General features: G+C 58.6%; 25 protein-coding genes. 15 read left to right on the forward strand and 10 right to left on the reverse strand.

All coding sequences use genetic code 11. The annotated features are described in order from the left end of the window. The 8 genes from ABIE16_RS17685 to ABIE16_RS17720 all read left to right on the forward strand — a co-directional run. On the forward strand, positions 1 to 759 hold a 759-nt coding region (locus ABIE16_RS17685), incomplete at its 5' end, for an NAD(P)(+) transhydrogenase (Re/Si-specific) subunit beta (RefSeq protein ID WP_429521668.1). 214 nt (positions 760 to 973) lie between these two features. After that, positions 974 to 2,467, forward strand: coding sequence for an acetyl-CoA hydrolase/transferase family protein (locus ABIE16_RS17690; protein ID WP_090452357.1), 1,494 nt, complete (start codon positions 974 to 976; stop codon positions 2,465 to 2,467). 319 nt (positions 2,468 to 2,786) lie between these two features. After that, positions 2,787 to 3,002 (forward strand): DUF1127 domain-containing protein, encoded by a 216-nt coding sequence (locus ABIE16_RS17695; RefSeq protein WP_008018491.1) that lies wholly within the window; start codon positions 2,787 to 2,789, stop codon positions 3,000 to 3,002. 258 nt (positions 3,003 to 3,260) lie between these two features. Continuing rightward, on the forward strand, positions 3,261 to 3,470 hold the full coding sequence (locus ABIE16_RS17700) for a DUF1127 domain-containing protein (RefSeq protein ID WP_079246815.1): 210 nt from the start codon (positions 3,261 to 3,263) through the stop codon (positions 3,468 to 3,470). Between the two features lie 142 nt (positions 3,471 to 3,612). Beyond that, positions 3,613 to 3,933 carry a DUF2388 domain-containing protein gene (locus tag ABIE16_RS17705; RefSeq protein ID WP_057712572.1) on the forward strand — a complete coding sequence of 107 codons (321 nt, stop codon included), beginning with the start codon at positions 3,613 to 3,615 and terminating at the stop codon, positions 3,931 to 3,933. A 108-nt stretch (positions 3,934 to 4,041) separates the two neighbouring features. Then, on the forward strand, positions 4,042 to 4,359 hold the full coding sequence (locus tag ABIE16_RS17710; RefSeq protein ID WP_057712573.1) for a DUF2388 domain-containing protein: 318 nt from the start codon (positions 4,042 to 4,044) through the stop codon (positions 4,357 to 4,359). Positions 4,360 to 4,387: 28 nt separating this feature from the next. Beyond that, entirely contained in the window at positions 4,388 to 4,708 is a 321-nt protein-coding gene (locus tag ABIE16_RS17715) for a DUF2388 domain-containing protein (RefSeq protein ID WP_057712574.1), read from the forward strand. 32 nt (positions 4,709 to 4,740) lie between these two features. Then, positions 4,741 to 6,666 carry a DUF4105 domain-containing protein gene (locus tag ABIE16_RS17720; RefSeq protein ID WP_429521786.1) on the forward strand — a complete coding sequence of 642 codons (1,926 nt, stop codon included), beginning with the start codon at positions 4,741 to 4,743 and terminating at the stop codon, positions 6,664 to 6,666. A 154-nt stretch (positions 6,667 to 6,820) separates the two neighbouring features. On the opposite strand, the gene trpA is transcribed toward ABIE16_RS17720, so the two are convergent. Together trpA and trpB are read right to left on the reverse strand one after the other, a co-directional pair. Beyond that, entirely contained in the window at positions 6,821 to 7,633 is an 813-nt protein-coding gene (trpA, locus tag ABIE16_RS17725; RefSeq protein ID WP_057712576.1) for a tryptophan synthase subunit alpha, read from the reverse strand. Further along, positions 7,633 to 8,853 (reverse strand): tryptophan synthase subunit beta, encoded by a 1,221-nt coding sequence (trpB, locus tag ABIE16_RS17730; protein ID WP_008002146.1) that lies wholly within the window; start codon positions 8,851 to 8,853, stop codon positions 7,633 to 7,635. Before trpB ends, trpA begins: the two co-directional genes overlap by 1 nt. 124 nt (positions 8,854 to 8,977) lie before the next feature. Between trpB and ABIE16_RS17735 the strand changes: the two genes are divergently transcribed. Next, complete coding sequence (locus tag ABIE16_RS17735; RefSeq protein ID WP_429521669.1) at positions 8,978 to 9,871, forward strand: LysR family transcriptional regulator; 894 nt, start codon at positions 8,978 to 8,980, stop codon at positions 9,869 to 9,871. On the opposite strand, the gene ABIE16_RS17740 is transcribed toward ABIE16_RS17735, so the two are convergent. Further along, entirely contained in the window at positions 9,868 to 10,191 is a 324-nt protein-coding gene (locus ABIE16_RS17740) for a DUF883 family protein (RefSeq protein WP_057712578.1), read from the reverse strand. The two genes, ABIE16_RS17735 and ABIE16_RS17740, sit on opposite strands and share 4 nt — an antisense overlap. A gap of 157 nt (positions 10,192 to 10,348) precedes the next feature. Here ABIE16_RS17740 and ABIE16_RS17745 point away from each other — a divergent pair, with 157 nt between their 5' ends. Together ABIE16_RS17745 and ABIE16_RS17750 are read left to right on the forward strand one after the other, a co-directional pair. Continuing rightward, positions 10,349 to 10,564 carry a dodecin gene (locus ABIE16_RS17745; protein ID WP_057712579.1) on the forward strand — a complete coding sequence of 72 codons (216 nt, stop codon included), beginning with the start codon at positions 10,349 to 10,351 and terminating at the stop codon, positions 10,562 to 10,564. A 122-nt stretch (positions 10,565 to 10,686) separates the two neighbouring features. Then, positions 10,687 to 10,908, forward strand: coding sequence for a DUF1161 domain-containing protein (locus tag ABIE16_RS17750; protein ID WP_008045869.1), 222 nt, complete (start codon positions 10,687 to 10,689; stop codon positions 10,906 to 10,908). A gap of 66 nt (positions 10,909 to 10,974) precedes the next feature. On the opposite strand, the gene ABIE16_RS17755 is transcribed toward ABIE16_RS17750, so the two are convergent. Further along, positions 10,975 to 11,976, reverse strand: coding sequence for an LLM class flavin-dependent oxidoreductase (locus tag ABIE16_RS17755; RefSeq protein ID WP_150812635.1), 1,002 nt, complete (start codon positions 11,974 to 11,976; stop codon positions 10,975 to 10,977). A gap of 239 nt (positions 11,977 to 12,215) precedes the next feature. Between ABIE16_RS17755 and ABIE16_RS17760 the strand changes: the two genes are divergently transcribed. Beyond that, positions 12,216 to 12,647: an OsmC family protein gene (locus ABIE16_RS17760; protein ID WP_090452349.1), complete on the forward strand. Its 432-nt coding sequence runs from the start codon at positions 12,216 to 12,218 to the stop codon at positions 12,645 to 12,647. Between the two features lie 179 nt (positions 12,648 to 12,826). Further along, positions 12,827 to 13,060, forward strand: coding sequence for a DUF1161 domain-containing protein (locus tag ABIE16_RS17765; protein ID WP_349735894.1), 234 nt, complete (start codon positions 12,827 to 12,829; stop codon positions 13,058 to 13,060). 4 nt (positions 13,061 to 13,064) lie between these two features. Here ABIE16_RS17765 and ABIE16_RS17770 read toward each other — a convergent pair whose 3' ends face one another. Next, the gene (locus tag ABIE16_RS17770; RefSeq protein ID WP_057712582.1) at positions 13,065 to 13,484 is read right to left on the reverse strand and encodes a hypothetical protein; all 420 of its coding nucleotides are present in this window, start codon (positions 13,482 to 13,484) and stop codon (positions 13,065 to 13,067) included. 41 nt (positions 13,485 to 13,525) lie between these two features. Further along, complete coding sequence (locus ABIE16_RS17775) at positions 13,526 to 13,948, reverse strand: hypothetical protein (protein ID WP_090452343.1); 423 nt, start codon at positions 13,946 to 13,948, stop codon at positions 13,526 to 13,528. A gap of 59 nt (positions 13,949 to 14,007) precedes the next feature. Between ABIE16_RS17775 and ABIE16_RS17780 the strand changes: the two genes are divergently transcribed. Then, positions 14,008 to 15,105 carry an aminopeptidase gene (locus ABIE16_RS17780; protein WP_429521670.1) on the forward strand — a complete coding sequence of 366 codons (1,098 nt, stop codon included), beginning with the start codon at positions 14,008 to 14,010 and terminating at the stop codon, positions 15,103 to 15,105. On the opposite strand, the gene ABIE16_RS17785 is transcribed toward ABIE16_RS17780, so the two are convergent. The 4 genes from ABIE16_RS17785 to ABIE16_RS17800 all read right to left on the reverse strand — a co-directional run bounded on the left by ABIE16_RS17785 (position 15,087) and on the right by ABIE16_RS17800 (position 19,198). Further along, on the reverse strand, positions 15,087 to 16,316 hold the full coding sequence (locus ABIE16_RS17785; protein WP_057712585.1) for a nucleoside recognition domain-containing protein: 1,230 nt from the start codon (positions 16,314 to 16,316) through the stop codon (positions 15,087 to 15,089). The genes ABIE16_RS17780 and ABIE16_RS17785 overlap by 19 nt on opposite strands. A gap of 189 nt (positions 16,317 to 16,505) precedes the next feature. Beyond that, positions 16,506 to 17,837: a glutamate/aspartate:proton symporter GltP gene (gene gltP / locus ABIE16_RS17790; RefSeq protein ID WP_057712586.1), complete on the reverse strand. Its 1,332-nt coding sequence runs from the start codon at positions 17,835 to 17,837 to the stop codon at positions 16,506 to 16,508. Positions 17,838 to 18,674: 837 nt separating this feature from the next. Further along, complete coding sequence (locus ABIE16_RS17795; protein ID WP_090452337.1) at positions 18,675 to 18,839, reverse strand: DUF1328 domain-containing protein; 165 nt, start codon at positions 18,837 to 18,839, stop codon at positions 18,675 to 18,677. Between the two features lie 71 nt (positions 18,840 to 18,910). After that, entirely contained in the window at positions 18,911 to 19,198 is a 288-nt protein-coding gene (locus tag ABIE16_RS17800) for a hypothetical protein (RefSeq protein WP_429521671.1), read from the reverse strand. 437 nt (positions 19,199 to 19,635) lie between these two features. Between ABIE16_RS17800 and algB the strand changes: the two genes are divergently transcribed. Beyond that, complete coding sequence (algB, locus tag ABIE16_RS17805; RefSeq protein ID WP_057712588.1) at positions 19,636 to 20,982, forward strand: sigma-54-dependent response regulator transcription factor AlgB; 1,347 nt, start codon at positions 19,636 to 19,638, stop codon at positions 20,980 to 20,982. Positions 20,983 to 20,986 lie beyond the last annotated feature (4 nt).

Genomic DNA, 20,986 nt, shown 5'->3' on the forward strand with positions numbered 1-20,986 from the left:
ATGCCCGTGGTCGTGTCGATGCTCAACAGCTACTCCGGCTGGGCAGCGGCGGGCATCGGCTTCTCGCTGAACAACTCGATGCTGATCATCGCCGGTTCGCTGGTAGGTTCGTCCGGTGCGATCCTCTCGTACATCATGTGCAAGGCGATGAACCGCTCCTTCTTTAATGTGCTGCTCGGTGGCTTCGGCAATACGGCGGACGCGGCCGGCCCGGCGGGTTCGAAAGAAGCCCGTCCGGTGAAGTCCGGTTCGGCCGACGACGCGACCTTCCTGCTGACCAACGCCGACACCGTGATCATCGTGCCGGGCTACGGTCTGGCGGTGGCACGTGCTCAGCACGCGCTGAAAGAGCTGACCGAGAAGCTGACCCATCGCGGCGTGACCGTGAAGTATGCGATCCACCCGGTTGCCGGCCGTATGCCCGGCCACATGAACGTGTTGCTGGCCGAGGCCGAAGTGCCTTACGACCAGGTGTTCGAGATGGACGACATCAACTCCGAGTTCGGCCAGGCCGACGTGGTGCTGGTGCTGGGCGCCAACGACGTGGTCAACCCGGCCGCGAAGAACGATCCGAAATCGCCGATTGCCGGCATGCCGATCCTCGAAGCGTTCAAGGCCAAGACCATCATCGTCAACAAGCGCTCGATGGCCAGCGGCTACGCCGGCCTGGACAACGAACTGTTCTACCTGGACAAGACCATGATGGTGTTCGGCGACGCTAAAAAGGTCATCGAAGACATGGTCAAAGCCGTCGAGTAACCCTCTGCGGCAAACAAAAACGCCCCGACTCGTCGGGGCGTTTTTGTTTGCGCAAATCGTCGGACAAACTATCCTTTTGTTACCGATCCGGTAACGGTGTTTTGCTTGAAAGGCCCGGAATAGACGCCTTGATTGCGACCTTGGTAGCGGGACAGAAGCCGGCACAATTCACTAGACTGCACGTCCTGCTACCTGTTGCCCGAGATAACAATCCATGTACCGTGACCGTATTCGCCTGCCTTCGTTGTTGGACAAAGTGATGAGCGCTGCCGACGCTGCCGCTCTGATTGAGGACGGCATGACCGTCGGCATGAGTGGCTTTACTCGCGCAGGCGAAGCCAAGGCCGTCCCCCAGGCGTTGGCCGAGCGTGCCAAGGTCACGCCGCTCAAGATCAGCCTGATGACCGGCGCAAGCCTGGGCAACGACCTCGACAAGCAGTTGACCGAAGCTGGCGTGCTGTCGCGACGCATGCCGTTTCAGGTCGACAGCACTCTGCGCAAGGCGATCAATGCCGGCGAAGTCATGTTCATCGACCAGCACTTGTCGGAAACCGTGGAGCAATTGCGCAACCAGCAATTGAAGCTGCCGGACATTGCCGTGATTGAAGCCGTGGCGATCACCGAGCAAGGGCATATCGTGCCAACCACCTCGGTCGGCAACTCGGCCAGCTTCGCGATTTTCGCCAAGCACGTGATCGTCGAAATCAACATGGCGCACAACCCGAATCTCGAAGGTCTGCACGACATCTACATTCCGACCTACCGTCCGACCCGTACACCGATTCCGCTGGTCAAGGTCGACGATCGCATTGGCAGCACCGCCATCCCGATTCCACCGGAAAAAATCGTCGCCATCGTGGTCACCAACCAGGCTGACTCGCCCTCCACTGTGCTGGCGCCGGACGTCGAGACCCAAGCCATTGCCGACCACCTGATCGACTTCTTCAAACAGGAAGTGGCAGCCGGGCGCATGACCAACAAGCTCGGCCCGCTACAAGCCGGTATCGGCACCATCGCCAACTCGGTGATGTGTGGCCTGATCGACTCGCCGTTCGAAGACCTGACAATGTATTCCGAGGTGCTGCAGGACTCGACCTTCGACCTGATCGACGCGGGCAAGCTGAGTTTTGCCTCGGGCAGTTCGATCACCCTGTCGAGCCGGCGCAATGCCGACGTGTTCGGCAATCTGGAGCGCTACAAGGACAAACTGGTTCTGCGTCCGCAGGAGATCTCCAACCACCCTGAAGTCGTGCGTCGCCTTGGCATCATCGGCATCAACACGGCACTGGAGTTCGACATCTATGGCAACGTCAACTCCACTCACGTCTGCGGCACGCGGATGATGAACGGCATCGGCGGCTCGGGCGACTTCGCGCGCAACGCGCACCTGTCCGTGTTCGTGACCAAGTCGATCGCCAAGGGCGGTGCGATCTCCAGCGTGGTGCCGATGGTCAGCCATGTTGACCACACCGAACATGACGTCGACATCCTCGTGACCGAAGTGGGCCTGGCAGACTTGCGAGGCCTGGCGCCTCGGGAGCGTGCCCGGGTCATCATCGACAAGTGCGTGCACCCGGATTACCGCCAGGCGCTGAATGATTACTTCACCACCGCGTGCGGCATCGGCGGGCACACCCCGCACATCCTGCGTGATGCCCTGAGCTGGCACATCAACCTGGAAGAAACCGGGCAAATGCTGAAGAAGTAATTGGTACAGATAGCAGCTGGCGCAAACACAGTTTCGTCAGCTTGCTCTTACTACTTCACACTCTGAAAAAAACTGTACTACTGTACCGGTAATTTCCTAGGGGAAATTCCTACCTTATCGAGTCAAAACAGCAATTTTGCACCTTAACAGTGCAGATAGGTACAGTTGCCTCAAATTCGACCAGTACACCCCCTATAAACAGTTAACTGAGCTCGCACAATACAGATGAACTGTATCTACAGAGACTAGGCAAACGAGAGGATCATGGGCACCAGTTAAGCCACTACCTAATCCCGCCATAAGCGGAAGGATGAAAACCATGGAACGTACACTCAGTTCCGAACTGTTCTTCGAAGACACCGCTGCAAAAACCCAGGCTTCCCTGCCTCTGCGCGTTATCGCCAACTTGATGCTGTGGCAGCGCCGCATCACCAGCCGCCATCAACTGGCTCGTCTGGATTCGCGCCTGCTGGCTGACGCCGGGATTAGCGAAGCACAACGCTACGAAGAGCTGAGCAAGCCGTTCTGGCGCTAAGTTAGCGTCGCTGGCTCTGACCTGAAGGTCCACCGCCAGCAACCCGAATTGAAAAAACAAAACCCGTCGTGGGAAGCCACGACGGGTTTTGTCGTTTTGGCCTGTCAAATCCGCTTTTACAGTAGGGAACCCTGAACACCAGTACAGTTTGCAAAAACTACAAACTGAATGAGTACAATATCGTCGCAGTGTGTCTGCAACGGAGATTCGACCGGTGTCAGCATGGAGCCCTCCACTTATCAGGACAGGGAACGCGCCATGAGTTCTTTACAGGATGTTTCGACCCCATCATTTCGATCAAGACCTTGCCTGCACTGGGTCAGAGATCTGCTGACAGGATTCTTCGCTAGCCTGGAAAGGGCGAGAACACGACGTTTACTGGCTCAACTCGATGATCGTCAGCTATCGGATCTTGGCATCAGCGACGCTGAGCGCATCAATGAACTGGATAAACCGTTCTGGCGCTGACTGCCTGTTTGCATGACGGGCTGTTCGAACTGACACACTCAGGCCTAATATCAAGTCAGAACGTGGCGAGCGCCAAGCGCCTGGCGTCTGACTTTGCAGACACTGCGCCATTTTTCAACTGGTTTACCCAAAGGAGTTACCCATGTCCCGTCTCCGCCTGCTCAGCGCTGCAGCCCTGTTTGCCGTGGCAGCCAATGCCAGCGCAACCAGCTTCATCGTGACCACCGACGCTGTAGTTAACGCGCTCAAAGCCACATCCGATGCGACCTCCGACGTCATATCGTCGTCCTTCAAGGATGACAAGATCGTCCTCGCGGCCCGTGATGACGCCGCCAGTTTCGTCGCCAGCGAAGGTTCCATTCGCGGAGTGAAACTGGAAAGCGCCATCGACCACATTCACCGCCAGGCGCCACAGCTGAACGCAACCGACGCACAACTGGCGCAGGCGATCCTGACGATCTAAACGACTGCACAAGACATGGGGCACGCCCGACGTGCCCCAATGTTTCGGCGCTGGCTCTAGAACGGGCCTTGCGCTAGCCTTGGGACTCACTTTCAACTGTCGAGTCTCATGCGTTTTCCTTCAAGTTTCTTGATCGCCCCAGCCTTTCTTACCCTTGGTTACTGCGGATCGGCCCACGCTTATGACGCCTTCAACCTGTCCACCCAAGGCATCGTCGCCAGCGGTTACGCCACAAGTTTGGTGACCTCCGCCCCCTTCGACCATAAACTGCTGCTCGCTGCCCATGATGACGCCGCGGCATTCATTGCCAGTGACGGCCAACTGAGAGGCGCACGACTGGAGTCGGCCTTGCGGTATCTGCGTCGAACCCAGGCAAAACTTCGTGCCAACGACCTTGAACTGGCACAAGCAATTCTCGTCCAATAGTTATCCCTGTTTTTTCTGGAGTCATTCCATGCGTAACCCGCTGATTGCTGCCACCTTAGGTCTGCTGCTGTTGGCCGATGTGGCCCAGGCACATACTCTGGTTGCCACGAGTAATATTCTGATCCGTGCTACCCAGCGCACCCTCGATTTCACCTCCGACACCACTACGTCCATTCGCGATTCGAAAATCGTGCGCGAAGCCCAGGACGATGCCGCCAGTTTCGTTGCCAGCAATGGCGACATTCGTGGCGCTCACTTGGAATCCGCCTTCGATTTACTGCGTACCCGTGTGCCGGAAGCTCGTGACGCCAGTGACCAGGATCTCGCCGAAGCCATCCTCGCACTGTGAAGCGTCAAGGTGCCTGGCTGCTGGCCGGGGCCATGTTGCTGCTCGGCAACACGGCCCACGCTGGCCTTCAATTACAGCTCAAGACCGAAGGTCTGACTCCCGCGCAACAGCAAGCCAGCCAGGCGCTGCTCGATGAAGCCATGCAGGCACTGCCGCCACGCTTTATCGAGCAACTCGATCGACGCATCGACGTCGACTGGACGGATGACATGCCGGGCAACGCCTACGGTCAGGCGTCACTGGTGTCCGAACTCGATCTGAACCGCAACCTGCTGGCCAGCCTCACCGATGGCAGCGCCGCGACCAAGAAAACCCTTCGCCCCCATGGCACCGTGCGCCGGGAAATGCTGGCCACGGTGGTGCACGAGCTGACTCACATCTATGATCGCTCGCGCCTGTGGTCGGATGCCGAACGCAAGCTGATTCAGCGCTGCACCCAGCGCAACAACAGCTCAGGGCTGGTTGGCATTCCCGACCAATGCCGGGGCCAGTCCGATCGGCGTTTTACCCTCAGTGACGATCCGCGTCTGCTCGACCTCGCCGGCTGGCAGCAATACGTAGGCCGTCGCGGTGAACGCGAACAGCACAATCGCCAGATTGCCCGCAGCCCGGACATCTACGAGACCAGCAGTCCAAAGGAGTTCGTCGCGGTCAACATGGAGTATTTCCTCCTCGACCCGAGCTACGCCTGCCGCCGTCCCTCGCTGTATCGCTACTACCAGGAACATTTCCGCTGGGCGCCTGCCGCCAAAGACACCTGTAGCAAGACCTTCGCGTTCCTCAATGCCGGCAGCGACTTCGCCAAGACACCTTTGGGCCAGGTCGATCCGGAGCGAGTCTATGCCGTTGACTATCTGCTGGCCGAGGCCAACCAGAACCTGTTCAGCCGCTGGGGTCACAGCATGTTGCGCCTGGTGATCTGCGCGCCAGGCCGACCACGCGGACCGGATTGCCGATTGGATCTGGACCAGCATCTGGTGCTGTCTTACCGCGCCTTCGTGGGCGACGTGCAGCTGTCGAGCTGGGATGGCCTGGTCGGTAAATACCCGTCGCGACTGTTTATCCTGCCGCTATCCCAGGTCATCGACGAATACACCAAGACCGAACTGCGCAGCCTGGCCTCCGTGCCCCTGAACCTGTCGCGCAGAGAGATTGAAGACGTGGTCGGACGTGCCGCCGAGATGCACTGGAGCTACGACGGCAACTACTTCTTCCTGTCGAACAACTGCGCGGTGGAAGAGCTGAAGTTACTGCGTGGCGGCACCAATAACCCGCAATTGGTGGGACTCGACAACATCATGCCCAACGGTTTGCTCGAAGTGCTGAAGGGCCGCGGACTGGCGGACGCCAGTGTGCTGGACGACCCACGAGAAGCCTTGCGCCTGGGTTATCGTTTCGACTCCTTCCGCGAGCGTTATCAGGCGATGTTCGAGATCCTGAAAAAGCACTTGCCGATCAAACAGGAAACCGTCGAAGACTGGCTCGAATTGAAAGCGGCAGAGCGTCGGCAATGGTTCGAGCAGGCCGATTTGCGCACCAGCGCGGCGTTGTTGCTATTGGAACAAGCCAGCTTCCGTCAGCAGTTGCTGCTGGCCCAGGATGAAGTGAAGCAGCGCTATCTTGGCGCCCGAGAACTAAAGAATGGCGGCATGGACAAGGCCAACGAGACGCTCAAGGACATTCTGGCCAACAGTGGTTTCCTCAGCCGGCCGGCAGAACTGCTGGGCACCAAGGGTTATGGCCTGCCGCAACCGAGCGAGTGGGAGCATCTGGAATCGGAAAGCAGCCAGCGCCAGAAGCAGCTTCTGGCGCTGTCCGGGGATCTGGACAAGGAAGTGAGGGCATTGCTTGAACCGGGCCGCGCCGCCGAAATGGCCGCCAACGAGGCCAACGTGAAGCAGATTGGTGAACACCTGCGCAAACTGCACAAGGCATCAGGCGGGATAGAGTTACCTTGATACCGTAACTTGTGGGAACGAGCTCGCTCCCAAAAAGATTTACAGCGTTTAGCCACACATAGCAAAAAGGGCTTCAGAACTCAGTCCTGAAGCCCTTTTTGCTGTTCAGCCTGTGCCGCGCGGCACTAATTCCTCTGTATCAGGAACTTTACCTTCAGCTGACGCGAGCTTTGCGCACGCCTTCGGCCAACGCTGAGCACAAGCTCAGCACGCCATCCACGGCTTGTTCCGAGGAGGTGGCATTGGCGATGTGATCAATCAAAGCCGAGCCCACCACAACACCGTCGGCCAGACGCGCGATGGACGCCGCCTGTTCCGGAGTCCGGATACCGAAACCGATGCTGATAGGCAGGTCGGTATGGCGACGCAGACGGGCGACCGCTTCCTCGACGTGTTCCAGTGTGGCAGCGCCGGCGCCGGTCACACCGGCCACCGATACGTAGTAGACGAAGCCGGAGCTGCCGTTGAGAACGGTCGGCAGGCGCACATCGTCGGTGGTTGGCGTGGTCAGGCGAATGAAGTCCAGGCCCGCGGCCTGCGCCGGGTCGCACAGTTCGCCGTTATGCTCTGGCGGCAGGTCGACCACGATCAGGCCGTCAACGCCGGCTTCCTTGGCTTCGGCGATGAAGCGCGGTACGCCGTACATGTGGATCGGGTTGAAGTACCCCATCAGCACCAGCGGTGTTTCGTTGTTGTCCTGGCGGAACTCGCGAACCATTTGCAGAGTTTTCGCCAGATTCTGCTTGGCACCCAACGCACGGATGTTGGCGAGCTGGATTGCCGGGCCGTCAGCCATCGGATCGGTGAAGGGCATGCCCAGCTCGATCACATCGGCGCCAGCCGCCGGCAAGCCCTTGAGGATAGCAAGGGACGTGTCATAGCCCGGGTCACCGGCGGTCACGAAGGTCACCAGGGCGGCACGGTTTTGTTCCTTGAGTTCGGCAAAACGCGTTTGCAGGCGGCTCATCAGTGTTTCTCCTGCTTGGATTGTTCCATGTGGTGCATCACGGTCTGCATGTCTTTATCGCCACGGCCGGACAGGTTGACCACCATCAGGTGATCCTTTGGCAAGGTCGGGGCGCGCTTGAATACTTCAGCCAAGGCATGGGCGCTTTCCAGGGCAGGGATGATCCCTTCCAGGCGGCAGCACTGGTGGAACGCAGCGAGGGCTTCGTCGTCGGTCACCGAGGTGTACTGAACGCGGCCGATGTCATGCAACCAGGCATGTTCCGGGCCGATGCCTGGGTAGTCCAGGCCGGCGGAGATCGAGTGGGCATCGATGATCTGGCCATCGTCGTCCTGCAGCAGGAAAGTACGATTGCCGTGCAGGACGCCTGGAACGCCGCCATTGAGGCTGGCCGCATGCTTGCCGGTCTCAATGCCATAGCCGGCGGCTTCAACGCCGATGATCTCGACACTCTTGTCGTCGAGGAACGGGTGGAACAGCCCCATGGCGTTGGAACCACCGCCGATGCACGCCACCAGGCTGTCCGGCAGGCGACCTTCCTGGGCTTGCAGTTGCTCGCGGGTTTCCTTGCCGATCACGGCCTGGAAGTCGCGAACCATCGCCGGGTAAGGATGTGGACCGGCCACGGTACCGATCAGGTAGAAGGTGCTGTCGACGTTGGTCACCCAGTCACGCAGGGCTTCGTTCATCGCGTCTTTCAGCGTGCCGGTACCGGCTACCACCGGGATCACTTCGGCACCCAGCAGCTTCATGCGGAACACGTTGGCCTGCTGACGCTCGATGTCAGTGGTGCCCATGTAGATCACGCAATCCAGACCGAAACGCGCAGCAACAGTGGCCGTGGCCACACCGTGCATGCCGGCGCCGGTCTCGGCGATGATGCGCTTCTTGCCCATGCGCCGCGCCAGCAGGATCTGGCCGATGCAGTTGTTGATCTTGTGCGCGCCGGTGTGGTTCAGCTCTTCACGCTTGAGGTAGATCTTCGCGCCGCCGCAGAACTCGGTCAGACGCTCGGCGAAGTACAGCGGGCTTGGACGTCCGACGTAGTCGCGCTGGAAGTAGGCCAGTTCTTCCTTGAATGCAGGATCTTCCTTGGCCAACTCATATTCGCGGGCCAGGTCGAGGATCAACGGCATCAGGGTTTCGGCAACGTAGCGGCCGCCGAACGCGCCAAACAGGCCGTTGGCATCAGGGCCGTTGCGCAGATTAGTCTGGGTCATGGGGCGCTCCAGTTGAATGCATGAAGTGATGCATAAAGAGATAGTGGGCTTCACTCTACCCCTGACGCCCCGGCCTGAAAACCGATAAGATCGCCACAACCTGTCAGGAAAACTCACAGATCAAATGAGCCATGACCTTCCTCCGCTGAACGCGCTTCGCGCCTTCGAAGCCACTGCCCGCTTGAACAGCGTCAGTCAGGCGGCCGAACAGCTGCACGTCACCCACGGCGCAGTCAGTCGGCAACTCAAGTTGCTTGAAGAACACCTCGGCGTAAGCCTGTTCATCAAGGACGGTCGCGGCCTGAAACTCACAGATGCCGGGTTACGCCTGCGTGACGCCAGCAGCGAAGCCTTCGAGCGCCTGCGCGGCGTCTGCGCCGAACTCACACAAAGCTCCGCCGATGCGCCATTCGTGCTCGGTTGCTCTGGAAGTCTGCTGGCGCGCTGGTTTATTCCAAGACTGGGGAGACTCAATGCCGACCTGCCGGACTTGCGCTTGCACCTGTCGGCCGGAGAAGGCGATCTGGATCCGCGAAGACCGGGGCTGGATGCCTTGCTCGTATTTGCCGAGCCACCCTGGCCGGCGGACATGCAGGTTTTTGAGCTGGCCAGCGAACGTATCGGCCCGGTCATGAGCCCGCGGTTCGCCGGCTATGAACGGCTCAAGAAGGCGCCGGAAACTGCACTGCTGAACGAACCCTTGCTGCACACCACGTCACGCCCGCAAGCCTGGCCGAACTGGGCGCAACCACGCGGGCTCGACGCCAGGGCGCTGAAGTACGGTCAGGGATTTGAACATTTGTATTACTTGCTGGAAGCCGCCGTCGCAGGTCTGGGCGTGGCAATTGCCCCCGAACCCTTGGTGACGGAGGACTTGAAGGCCGGCCGCCTGGTTGCGCCTTGGGGCTTCAGTGAAACCCCGGCGCAACTGGCGTTGTGGCTACCCAAGCGCGCCGCGGACGGACGCGCCCGGCAACTGGCGCAGTGGCTCAAGAACGAGCTGCGTCGCGCGGATTAATCACGCTTGCACAACAGATAAGCGGCCAGCAAGCCTAATGCACCCACGGCGACACCAGCTGTTGTCCAAGGATGTTCTTGGGCGTAGTCCCGGGTGGCAATCCCGGTTTCACGGGTTTTGACCTTGACCTCTTCATAGGCATCGCCAAGCAAATGGCGCGAGTGCTTCAAGGCATTCTCGGCGTTGCTTTTCAAGGTCTTGAGGGTTTTACGCGACTCGTCCGAGGCGTCGTCCTTCAGGCTTTCCAAAGACTTGAGCAGACTCTCGATCTCGGCTTCCATGCTTTGCAATGAGGCTTTGCGTAACGAGGTGTTGGCCATGGTGGCTCTCCTGCATTGGTGATGAGTGGCGTGTGTTGGTTGGGACTTCATGGGTTCGAGAAAGTGCAGAAAATCTGAACTTCACCCTCAGAACGACCAACAGAAGAAATAGGAAAAATCACTGCTAGTCTGTAATTCACACGCCGAGGAGAACGCCATGTCTGACCATCACACCTACAAGAAAATCGAGCTGATCGGCTCGTCCACCAGCAGTATCGAAGATGCGATCAACAACGCGCTGGCCGAAGCCAGCAAAAGCATCAAGTACATGGAATGGTTTGAAGTGACCGAGACCCGTGGGCACATAAGGGACGGCAAGGCTGCGCACTTTCAAGTGACCTTGAAAGTCGGGTTCCGGATTGCCAGCAGCTGACTTTGGGCTAGTCTTCTGAACTTGCACGCCGGTCGAATGCCATAGGGAATGGCAAAGCACTACATGAGTGCGTCCGGCTGACGGCTGGTTACCCCCTATGATCCGACCAGGGAATGCAACCGATGAAGAAGTTTATGTTGGCAGTAGGTTTGTTGAGCCTTGCGGGGAGCGCGTTGGCGGGCGGCAAGCCATGCGAAGAACTGAAAGCCGAAATCGCAGCGAAACTTGATGCCAAGGGCGTTTCCGGTTACTCGCTGGAGATTGTCGACAAAGGTGCCGCTGCCGGCGGGAAAGTTGTTGGCAAATGCGAAGCGGGTGCCAAAGTGATCGTCTATAAAAAGTAGGCAGAATTCCGCCTGAAAAAAAGCCGACACCACGGTGTCGGCTTTTTTACGCCTGCCGTTTGAGTATCAGCCTCGCATGACCTGCGCCAGCAACTCGTAGGAATGCACGCGATCCGAATGTTCGTACAGGTCACAGGTGAAAATCAGCTCGTCAGCCTGGGTCTGTTCGATCAGGACCTCGAGTTTGGCGCGGATTTTCTGCGGGCTGCCGATCATCGCCAGGCCAAGGAAGTCGTGCACGGCATCTTTCTCATGGGGCAGCCACAAGCCGTCCATCGTCTTCACCGGCGGACGCTGTACCAGGCTTTGGCCACGCATCAGGGCGAGAATCCGCTGGAACACCGAGGTCGCCAGAAAATCGGCCTGCTCGTCGGTATCGGCGGCCACCAATGGCACGCCGAGCATCACGTAGGGCTTGTCCAAAACGGCTGACGGCTTGAAGTGATTGCGGTAGACCCGAATCGCTTCATGCATGTAGCGTGGTGCGAAATGCGATGCGAAGGCGTAGGGCAAACCGCGCTCACCGGCCAGTTGCGCACTGAACAGGCTCGACCCCAACAACCAGACCGGCACATTGGTCCCGGTCCCCGGCATGGCGATGATGCGTTGGTCCGGGGTACGTGGCCCAAGGTAGCGCACCAGTTCCGCCACGTCTTCCGGGAAATCGTCGGCGCTGCCGGAGCGTTCGCGGCGCAGCGCACGTGCGGTCATCTGGTCGGAACCGGGGGCACGCCCCAGGCCCAGATCGATCCGGCCCGGATAAAGGCTTTCCAGAGTGCCGAACTGTTCGGCGATTACCAACGGTGCGTGGTTGGGCAACATTACCCCGCCCGAACCGACTCGAATGGTCGACGTGCCACCGGCCAGGTAACCGAGTAGCACCGAAGTCGCGGAACTGGCGATGCCATCCATGTTGTGGTGCTCAGCCACCCAGAAGCGGTTGTAACCGAACTTCTCGACATGCTGCGCCAGGTCCAGCGAGTTGCGCAGCGATTGGGCCGCGCTGCCGTTCTCGCGCACGGGCACCAGATCGAGGGTCGAGAACTTGATATCGGACAGTCGTTTCATAAACCTGCTTCTCCAATTGAGGGCGCAGGTTTGTTCTTGCGAACGCAAACCTGCCGAATCCAAAAGCGTATTCATGCAATGTGGGCATATACCCGAGTTTCAATAGCCCGGTAAAAAATCCCGCGAAAAAAGCAGACTGATCGGACGTGATGAACTTTGCGCCACTGTCTATCCTCACAACCCTGGCAAGTGAAAACCACGAAGGCGCGACGTTTCGCGCCAATCTTGAGGTGACTGGCATGGCTATCGTTAAGAAAGCATCGGCCCATTGGGAAGGTGATCTGAAAACCGGCATCGGCTCGATTTCCACAGAAACCGGCGTGCTACGGGAAGCACCCTATGGCTTCAAGGCGCGCTTCGAGGGCGGCCGGGGCACCAACCCGGAAGAGTTGATCGGCGCGGCCCACGCCGGCTGTTTCTCCATGGCGTTTTCCATGATTCTCGGTGATGCCGGCCTGAAGGCCGATAGCATCGACACCCAGGCAGAAGTCACTCTGGATCAAGTGGACGGCGGTTTTGCGATCACCGCAGTGAAATTGATTCTGAAAGCGAAAATCCCCGGGGCGACGCAGGCGCAGTTCGAAGAACTCAGCAACAAGGCCAAAGAGGGCTGCCCGGTATCCAAAGTGCTGAATGCGAAGATCAGCCTGGAGGCAACATTGGTCGGCTAGATTTTAATTGAAACGAAAAGATCGCAGCCTTGCGCAACCTGCCGGGATCATTTGGCAAAAGGTGCTCAAGGCTGCGATCTTTTTTGCGTCGCGACAGACTCGCCCGCTAAAACTGTGGTCGAATAAATGACAGCAGCGAAAACCACGATTGTGCGTGCTGCCTCAAAGGAGCTTCAACCATGAAACGTTTTGCCTTGGCGGTTATCTGTTGCGCACTGGCCACTTCGGCCTTGGCGGCACCGAAACCCTGCGAAGAGCTCAAGACCGAGATCGAAGCCAAGATCCAGGCCAGCGGCGTATCTTCCTACACGCTTGAAATCGTCACCAACGACGAGGTCCATGACCAGAACATGGTTGTGGGTTCGTGCGAAAACGGCACCAAGAAAATCATCTACCAGAAAAACGACCGCTGACCGCTCACATCAGGCAGTAGGATTCCCGGTCTTCAGCAACGATTTCGCGCTTGGCATTGTACAGCCGGGCACCGGGGGTAAAGGCGATGGAACGGCCTTCGAGCACATAACGCTGACCGGCTTCGAAATGATCGTAATTGATGGTCAGGTAGCACAGCCGTTCCGAGGGGCCGCCCATCATGCCCAATCCGCCACCGGGTACTTCAAAGTCGAAACGCACGATCAGTTCATGGCTTCCCGGCGTGACCTCGAAAAAACGCCCGTCACGCAGGCGTTGTTTATCCAGTCGTTCGGCCATCAACAACTTGTCGTTAGGGAAGGGCGTCGAAAACTCTACCCAGGCCATCTGTGGATTGGGTGTCGGCATCGGGCTTTGGCAGCCCGCGACAACACCGACGGCGAGTAACAGCATCAACCTGCGCATGATGGATGTCCCAAGGGGATATGCATCCAGCATAACGCCGATCAGGTGTGTTGACAGCCTGCCGGTGTGCCTTGGCCAATCACTTTGCGCTGTTGATCGTAGAGTTTCGCCCAAGGCCGAAAACCGATGTTCCCCGCCTGTAGTTGATAACGCTCACCCGCGTTGAAGTCGCTGAATTTCACGCTCAACTGACAATCGCGCCACAACGGCTCGGCGTCCGGGCCGATATTGGTGGGCTGGACCGCGAATTGGTAGCGGACCGTCAACTCATGGCTACCGGGATGAACCTGGAAATAGCGTTTATCGTCGGTGATTTTGTCATCGACCTCCAGCGCCTGCAGCGCCGTATCTTCCTGCTTCGAATCAAGGTCGATCCAGGCTTGCGCAGGATCATGGCGGGGTATTCCGAAACCAGCACAGCCGGCCAGCATCAGCAGGCCTCCTGACAGTATCAACATGCGCATAGCGGAGCTCCAGTCTGGCGGGATAGTCTTGTGGAAAGACTCTCCAAGGAAGAATTATTGTGATCAGGCCGCTTCCTAGCCTTGGGTTACTTGATCGCGTTTTTCGCGTTTTGTTTCCGAGCCTGCTGTTTTTGTTGCTCAACGGCTGCACCAGCACCAGCTATTACAGCCAACTGGCCAGCGGCCAACTGCAGTTGCTGCGGGCGAGGGAGCCTGTTTCCAGCGTGATTGCCGACCCGGCGCGCGATCAAAAACTGCGCACACACCTGGAGCAATCGCAAAAAGCCCGAACCTTCGCCAGCCAGCAATTGCACCTGCCGGATAACCAGAGCTACCGCCTGTACGCGGACATTGGGCGTCCCTTCGTCGTCTGGAATGTCTTCGCCACACCGGAGTTTTCCCTCAAGCCCGTAAACCACTGCTTCCCCATCGCTGGTTGTGTGGCTTATCGCGGTTACTACAGCCAGAGCGCAGCCCGCGGTGCAGCGGCTTTGCAACGCTTGCAAGGCATGGACGTGTCGATTGGCGGCGTCGAGGCCTATTCGACACTTGGCTGGTTCAACGACCCGATCATCAGTTCGATGATGGGCTGGGGGGATGAGCGACTGGCCACGCTGATCTTTCACGAGCTCGCCCATCAGCGTTTCTATGTGAAGGACGACACGGAGTTCAACGAATCCTTCGCCACCTTCGTCGAGCAGGAAGGTACTCGCCAATGGCGCGCCTACCGCCACATGCCACCGGATAACAATGCGCAGGCACGTCAGCGCGACCAGTTCACTGAGTTGGTACTCAAGACCCGCACCCGACTGGAAAAGCTCTACACCTTGCCGTTGCCAACCGAACAAATGCGCCAGCGCAAGGCGGCCGAGTTCGAACGCTTGCGCAGCGAATACCGGCAATTGCGTGACAGTCAGTGGGCCGCAGACAAACGCTACGACGCGTGGATCCATGCCCCCATGAACAACGCCCGGTTATTGCCGTTTGGTTTGTACGACCAATGGGTGCCGGCTTTTGCCGCGCTGTTCCATCAGGAGGGTGGCGACTGGCTCAAATTTTACACCGCCGTGGAAAAGCTCGGCGCCTTGCCGACGGGCGAGCGCAAGGCCGCGCTGAAAGTGTTGGCTGGCGGGGCCGATCAACCAAAGAACCAGTAGCAAACCCCGATAGCCCCCAGCACCCCGGCAAGCTCCGCCAGCAATGCGCAGCCAACCGCATGGCGTGCGCGCTGGATGCCCACGGCACCAAAGTACACCGCCAGCACATAGAACGTCGTTTCGGTACTGCCCTGGATTGTTGCTGCCACCAGCGCCGGGAAGCTGTCCACGCCCGAGGTCTTCATGGTTTCAATCAGCATCGCCCGGGCGGCGCTTCCCGAGAAGGGTTTGACCATCGCCGTCGGCAGCGCATCGACGAAACGCGTGTCCCAACCGGCCCATTCCACCAGATGACGGATCCCGTCCAGACCGAAGTCCAGTGCCCCGGATGCCCGCAGGACACCCACCGCGCAGAGCATCGCCACCAGGTAGGGCAGCAAGTTCTTGGCGACATCGAAACCCTCTTTGGCACCTTCAACAAAGGCCTCGTAGACCTTCACTTGGCGCAGCGCGCCGATCACTAAAAACAACATGATCAGGCCAAACAGCGTCAAGTTGCCGAGGATCGATGACAGGCCGGCCAGAGCGGTCGCCGAAAGGGTCGCCAGCAACGCCATGAAGCCACCGAGGGCGAGGGCGCCGGGGATCAGGTAGGCCAGCACCACGGGGTCCCAGACGCGCAGGCGCTGCATGAACGCCACCGACAGGAAGCCGACAATGGTCGAGCAACTGGTCGCCAGCAGGATCGGCAGGAACACCAGCGTCGGGTCCGGCGCACCTTGCTGGGCGCGATACATGAAGATGGTCACCGGCAGCAGGGTCAGCGAGGAGGCGTTGAGCACCAGGAAAAGGATCTGTGCATTGCTGGCGACGGTAGCGCTGGGATTGAGCTCCTGCAGTGCCTTCATGGCCTTGAGGCCGATCGGTGTGGCGGCGTTGTCCAGGCCCAGGCCGTTGGCCGCGAAGTTAAGGGTGATCAGGCCGATGGCTGGATGACCTGGCGGGACTTCAGGCATCAGGCGCAAAAACAGTGGCCCCAGGGCCCTTGCCAGCCATTCGACGATCCCGGCTTTCTCGGCAATGCGCAGAAAACCCAGCCAGAGGGTCAGGGTGCCGAACAGCAGCACCATGACTTCGACCGACAGCTTGGCCATGGCAAAAATGCTTTCCACCATCGCCGCGAATATCCCGGCGTTGCCACCGATCAGCCACTGGGCCAGCGCCGATACAGCTGCCACGATGAAGAAGCCAAGCCACAGGCCATTGAGCATCAGTCAAATCCCCCCAAAAGATCCGCGAATGATAGCGGGGTAGCCAGAAACGACAAACCCCGGATTTCTCCGGGGTTTGTTGTAGGAGCGAGCTTGCTCGCGATGGACGTCAATCATGATGCGGGCATTCTGGATAAGCCCGGTGCTCCTGCCACCATCGCGAGCAAGCTCGCTCCCACAGGTTTTGCATCAATTGCTGGAGGTTTCACCCGCCGGCAGTTTTTCCTTGCTGCGCCAGTGCGGCAGGGAGTTCCAGTAGCGCTGGCCCTTGGCGTCGTCGTACATGCCTTCCCAACGAGCGATAACCAGAACGGCCAGGGCGTTGCCGATCACGTTCAGTGCGGTACGAGCCATGTCCATGACGCGGTCGACACCAGCGATGAACGCCAGGCCTTCCAGTGGAATACCGACGCTGCCCAGGGTGGCCAGCAGTACCACGAAGGACACACCCGGTACGCCGGCGATGCCTTTGGAGGTGACCATCAACGTCAGTACCAGCAGCAGTTGCTGGCTGATCGACAGGTCGATGCCATACAGCTGGGCAATGAAGATCGCCGCGATGCTTTGGTACAGGGTCGAACCGTCGAGGTTGAACGAGTAACCGGTCGGCACCACAAAACTGCAAATGGCTTTCGGCGCGCCGTAGGCTTCCATCTTCTCGATCACGCGCGGCAGCACGGTTTCGGAGCTCGCGGTGGAGTAGGCCAGTACCAGCTCATCCTTGAAGATGCGCATCAGCTTGATCACCGAGAAGCCGAACAGGCGAGCGATCAGGCCCAGGATCACGAAAGCGAAGAAGGCGATGGCGACGTAAACCAGGATCACCAGTTTGGCCAGCGGTATCAGCGACGCGAAGCCGAAGTTGGCAACGGTCACCGCAATCAGTGCGAACACGCCGATCGGGGCGTAGTTCATGATCATGTGAGTGACCTTGAACATGCTTTCCGATACGCCCTGGAACATCTTCACCAGCGGCTCGCGAAGGTCCGCCTGCAGGCTCGACAAACCGAGACCGAACAATACAGAGAAGAAGATGATCGGCAGCATTTCGCCGCGAACCATGGCCGCAAAGATGTTCGACGGGATCAGGTTGAGGATGGTTTCGATGAACGCATGTTCATGCTGAACCTCGGCCGCCGTGGCCTGGTACTTGGAAATGTCCACAGTGCCCAGGGTGCTCATGTCGATGCCGGCACCCGGATGGAACAGGTTGGCCAGCAGCAGACCGACCACGATGGCGATGGTGGTGACGATTTCGAAGTAGATGATGGTCTTGAAGCCGATGCGCCCCAGCTTCTTGGCGTCACCGACGCCGGCAATGCCGACGATCAAAGAGGAAATGACGATCGGGATCACGATCATCTTGATCAGACGGATAAAGATATCGCCTGCCGGTTGCAGGACGTTGCTGATCCACCAGGCTTTTTCGGCACTGAAATGGTTGAGCAGTGCACCGATTGCAATCCCCAATACCAGACCGATGAGGATCTGCCAGGCGAGGCTAAGCTTTGCCTTCTTCATATCTTTACCCTTACTTGTTGTTTGACTCAGGGAGATGCGCGAACTGGAACGCTTGTGGCGAAAAAGTCCAGTGCATCTGCCCCCCGTATAAGGTGCCCCGGAGCGCGTGTTTACGGCTCTCTGGCAGGCGAAAAAAGGCGCAACTATTCCGATGCAAGGAAGCGCCGTCTAATGCCGTAAACGCCTACCCTATGCCGAATCGGCATGAGGTTTTTTTACCGAAACGCGCGTCCCAACCGGTTCGAATACGACATTTCGGCAGGCATAAGTGCCGTGAACCGGCCATCACAGAGCAGATTGAGTATTTTTCGAGCAGTGGCCGAGCGTTGATTTTTCAGCAAAATCCCGCAGGACGAAGGGAAAAATCGCGGCCAAAGAAAGGTGATTTTTCTCGATATACGGTCGCAGATGAAACACCGGGAAAAGTATTTTCCGACGTAACACGGACAAGGACGGGATAACACTGATGAAATCGAGACGAGCGCTCTATTTCAATGTGTTGCTTGATCAAGCCCTTGGCAAGTCCGTCGAGCCTTGGCGGTCCGACGAACTTGCGCAGCAGCTTTTCCTGACCCGGCCCTTGCGCAGGTACTCCCTGTACCCGTAGGTCACTCCGCCCCTGAAACAGGCAGAACGTCCCGACCCCTTGGTCATGCGCCGGCCTTCCTCAGGTGGCGCAGGTAGAAAGAGGCGCTGGCCTCCTTCGTGTACAAATTCTGTCCGGTCAACAAGCCTGCATGGGCAGGTCAGGCATATCGGGGAAACGCCAGCCCGCATGCCATGGCACTACCGCCCAACAGCTGGGCGGCTGCCAAGTCTTGAACAACCCTTCTCATATCAGCCTCGACCGCGACGGCCCAAGAAGAAGGAGACAATGAACATCACCAGGAACACGACAAACAAAATCTTGGCGATACCCGTGGCGGTGCCCGCGATACCACCGAAGCCCAGTACAGCAGCGATGATGGCGATGATCAGGAATGTGATTGCCCAGCTCAACATGGTGATTCTCCTTACGCTTCTGTTTAAAGGTGCTGCGTTTCCCGGCGCATGGGGTGCGGCGGAAGTTTTGCCTAGAACACCCAACGTTCTTGATGACGTATCTCACCCACAGGCCCGGCCTGGTCGACATCCATCATGCGCATCGGGGGGCTATCGGCCTGACCGCTGCTGACAGCGCTGAAATGGGTTTGGGTCGGATGCGGAACCGACAAGCGTGGCGCTTCCGGCTGCTGGCTCTGCTCCCAGCGCAGAAACTGCTGGCCGCCGATCAGGGTGATCAACAGTGCCAGAACGGCAAACAACCCTTGCTGGATAGACACAGGCGAGAGGTGCAGGTGGGCGGCACGTTGACGGTTCATCCTGGAGCTCCTACCACTGGGGTCGGTATTCGATTGCGGGCGTTTGTTTTTGAATGCCCTGGTTAACCAGACAATTGCAGCCTGCATGCCAGCTTTTATTTTGAATAATTTCTTTTTATATCAATGCTTTATGAGCATAAAAAAATTCACTTCGCACGCATCCTGCACGATGCCTCTTGTTCAGTCGTGCGTATTGCACGATTGGTTTGAAGGAAGACGTAAATTTTTTGAATTGAGAGAAGGGCGCGGATGTCAGAAATACACGCTGGCCTTTGCAGGAAACCGGGCATCCATTTAAGACCCACGAAATTAACCGGCTAAGCGATACATGGGATGAAAGCTACCCTGCCATGACAGGAATGGCTCAGAATCAATCATGCAACATGCCCGATTTCTCCGAGACTAAATAACGATCATTCATTAAGGAGCGTAGGAAAATGGAGTCCGCCACTGAGCATCAAGGCCGCATTCTGCTGGTGGATGACGAATCCGCCATCCTGCGTACTTTCCGTTATTGCCTCGAAGACGAAGGCTATAGCGTGGCCACCGCCACCAGCGCCGCGCAGGCAGAAGCCCTGTTGCAACGGCAGGTTTTCGACCTGTGCTTCCTCGACTTGCGCCTGGGTGAAGACAACGGCCTCGATGTGCTGGCCCAGATGCGTATCCAGGCGCCCTGGATGCGGGTGGTGATCGTCACTGCGCACTCTGCCGTCGACACGGCGGTGGATGCGATTCAGGCTGGCGCCGCCGACTATCTGGTCAAGCCGTGCAGCCCCGATCAATTGCGGCTGGCAACCGCCAAGCAACTGGAAGTGCGGCAATTGTCGGCGCGACTGGAAGCCCTGGAAGGCGAGGTACGCAAGCCCATGGATGGTCTGGACTCCCACAGCCCGGCCATGAAAGTGGTACTCGAAACCGCCCGCCAGGTTGCCACGACCGATGCCAATATCCTGATTCTGGGTGAATCCGGTACCGGCAAGGGCGAACTGTCCCAAGCCATTCACGGCTGGAGCAAACGCGCGAAGAAATCCTGCGTCACGATCAACTGCCCGTCGCTGACCGCCGAGCTCATGGAAAGCGAACTCTTCGGCCACAGCCGCGGCGCCTTCACCGGCGCCAGCGAAAGCACCTTGGGCCGAGTCAACCAAGCTGACGGCGGAACGCTGTTTCTCGACGAGATCGGCGACTTTCCCCTGACATTACAGCCGAAGTTGCTGCGTTTTATTCAGGACAAGGAATATGAGCGCGTCGGTGATCCGGTGACCCGCCGTGCCGATGTGCGCATCCTTGCAGCCACCAACCTCAACCTTGAGGACATGGTGCGCGACGGTCGTTTCCGTGAAGACCTGCTCTATCGCCTGAATGTCATTACCTTGCACCTGCCACCGCTACGCGAACGCCGCGAAGATATTCTCAACCTGGCCGACCGTTTCCTGGCACGCTTCGTCAAGGAGTACGCCCGTCCCGCGCGCGTCTTCAGCGACGAGGCCCGGGAAGCACTGCTGGGCTATCGCTGGCCGGGCAACATCCGTGAACTGCGCAACGTGATCGAACGGGCGAGCATCATCTGTCCGCAGGAGCGGGTCGAGATCAGTCATCTGGGCATGGCTGAAACCCCGGTCAACAATGCACCGCGCATCGGCGCGGCATTGAGCCTGGATGAGCTGGAGAAGGCCCACATCGGCGCGGTCCTGGCCACCGCCGATACCCTGGATCAAGCGGCGAAAACCCTGGGTATCGACGCCTCGACGCTGTACCGCAAACGCAAGCAGTACAACTTGTGAGCAA

It is taken from the genome of Pseudomonas sp. 2725, assembly GCF_050434585.1.
GTDB lineage: Bacteria > Pseudomonadota > Gammaproteobacteria > Pseudomonadales > Pseudomonadaceae > Aquipseudomonas > Aquipseudomonas jessenii.

Excerpts from the sequence above, each read along its gene's own strand:
- ABIE16_RS17770 (WP_057712582.1), bottom strand. The coding sequence starts at position 13,484 with ATGCGCAGGTTGATGCTGTTACTCGCCGTCGGTGTTGTCGCGGGCTGC.
- ABIE16_RS17695 (WP_008018491.1), top strand. The coding sequence starts at position 2,787 with ATGGAACGTACACTCAGTTCCGAACTGTTCTTCGAAGACACCGCTGCA.
- trpA (WP_057712576.1), bottom strand. The coding sequence starts at position 7,633 with ATGAGCCGCCTGCAAACGCGTTTTGCCGAACTCAAGGAACAAAACCGT.
- ABIE16_RS17740 (WP_057712578.1), bottom strand. The coding sequence starts at position 10,191 with ATGGCCAACACCTCGTTACGCAAAGCCTCATTGCAAAGCATGGAAGCC.
- ABIE16_RS17795 (WP_090452337.1), bottom strand. The coding sequence starts at position 18,839 with ATGTTGAGCTGGGCAATCACATTCCTGATCATCGCCATCATCGCTGCT.
- gltP (WP_057712586.1), bottom strand. The coding sequence starts at position 17,837 with ATGAAGAAGGCAAAGCTTAGCCTCGCCTGGCAGATCCTCATCGGTCTG.
- trpB (WP_008002146.1), bottom strand. The coding sequence starts at position 8,853 with ATGACCCAGACTAATCTGCGCAACGGCCCTGATGCCAACGGCCTGTTT.
- ABIE16_RS17700 (WP_079246815.1), top strand. The coding sequence starts at position 3,261 with ATGAGTTCTTTACAGGATGTTTCGACCCCATCATTTCGATCAAGACCT.
- ABIE16_RS17785 (WP_057712585.1), bottom strand. The coding sequence starts at position 16,316 with ATGCTCAATGGCCTGTGGCTTGGCTTCTTCATCGTGGCAGCTGTATCG.
- ABIE16_RS17715 (WP_057712574.1), top strand. The coding sequence starts at position 4,388 with ATGCGTAACCCGCTGATTGCTGCCACCTTAGGTCTGCTGCTGTTGGCC.
- ABIE16_RS17765 (WP_349735894.1), top strand. The coding sequence starts at position 12,827 with ATGAAACGTTTTGCCTTGGCGGTTATCTGTTGCGCACTGGCCACTTCG.
- ABIE16_RS17710 (WP_057712573.1), top strand. The coding sequence starts at position 4,042 with ATGCGTTTTCCTTCAAGTTTCTTGATCGCCCCAGCCTTTCTTACCCTT.
- ABIE16_RS17720 (WP_429521786.1), top strand. The coding sequence starts at position 4,741 with ATGTTGCTGCTCGGCAACACGGCCCACGCTGGCCTTCAATTACAGCTC.
- ABIE16_RS17750 (WP_008045869.1), top strand. The coding sequence starts at position 10,687 with ATGAAGAAGTTTATGTTGGCAGTAGGTTTGTTGAGCCTTGCGGGGAGC.
- algB (WP_057712588.1), top strand. The coding sequence starts at position 19,636 with ATGGAGTCCGCCACTGAGCATCAAGGCCGCATTCTGCTGGTGGATGAC.
- ABIE16_RS17775 (WP_090452343.1), bottom strand. The coding sequence starts at position 13,948 with ATGCGCATGTTGATACTGTCAGGAGGCCTGCTGATGCTGGCCGGCTGT.
- ABIE16_RS17735 (WP_429521669.1), top strand. The coding sequence starts at position 8,978 with ATGAGCCATGACCTTCCTCCGCTGAACGCGCTTCGCGCCTTCGAAGCC.
- ABIE16_RS17745 (WP_057712579.1), top strand. The coding sequence starts at position 10,349 with ATGTCTGACCATCACACCTACAAGAAAATCGAGCTGATCGGCTCGTCC.
- ABIE16_RS17705 (WP_057712572.1), top strand. The coding sequence starts at position 3,613 with ATGTCCCGTCTCCGCCTGCTCAGCGCTGCAGCCCTGTTTGCCGTGGCA.
- ABIE16_RS17755 (WP_150812635.1), bottom strand. The coding sequence starts at position 11,976 with ATGAAACGACTGTCCGATATCAAGTTCTCGACCCTCGATCTGGTGCCC.
- ABIE16_RS17760 (WP_090452349.1), top strand. The coding sequence starts at position 12,216 with ATGGCTATCGTTAAGAAAGCATCGGCCCATTGGGAAGGTGATCTGAAA.
- ABIE16_RS17800 (WP_429521671.1), bottom strand. The coding sequence starts at position 19,198 with ATGAACCGTCAACGTGCCGCCCACCTGCACCTCTCGCCTGTGTCTATC.
- ABIE16_RS17690 (WP_090452357.1), top strand. The coding sequence starts at position 974 with ATGTACCGTGACCGTATTCGCCTGCCTTCGTTGTTGGACAAAGTGATG.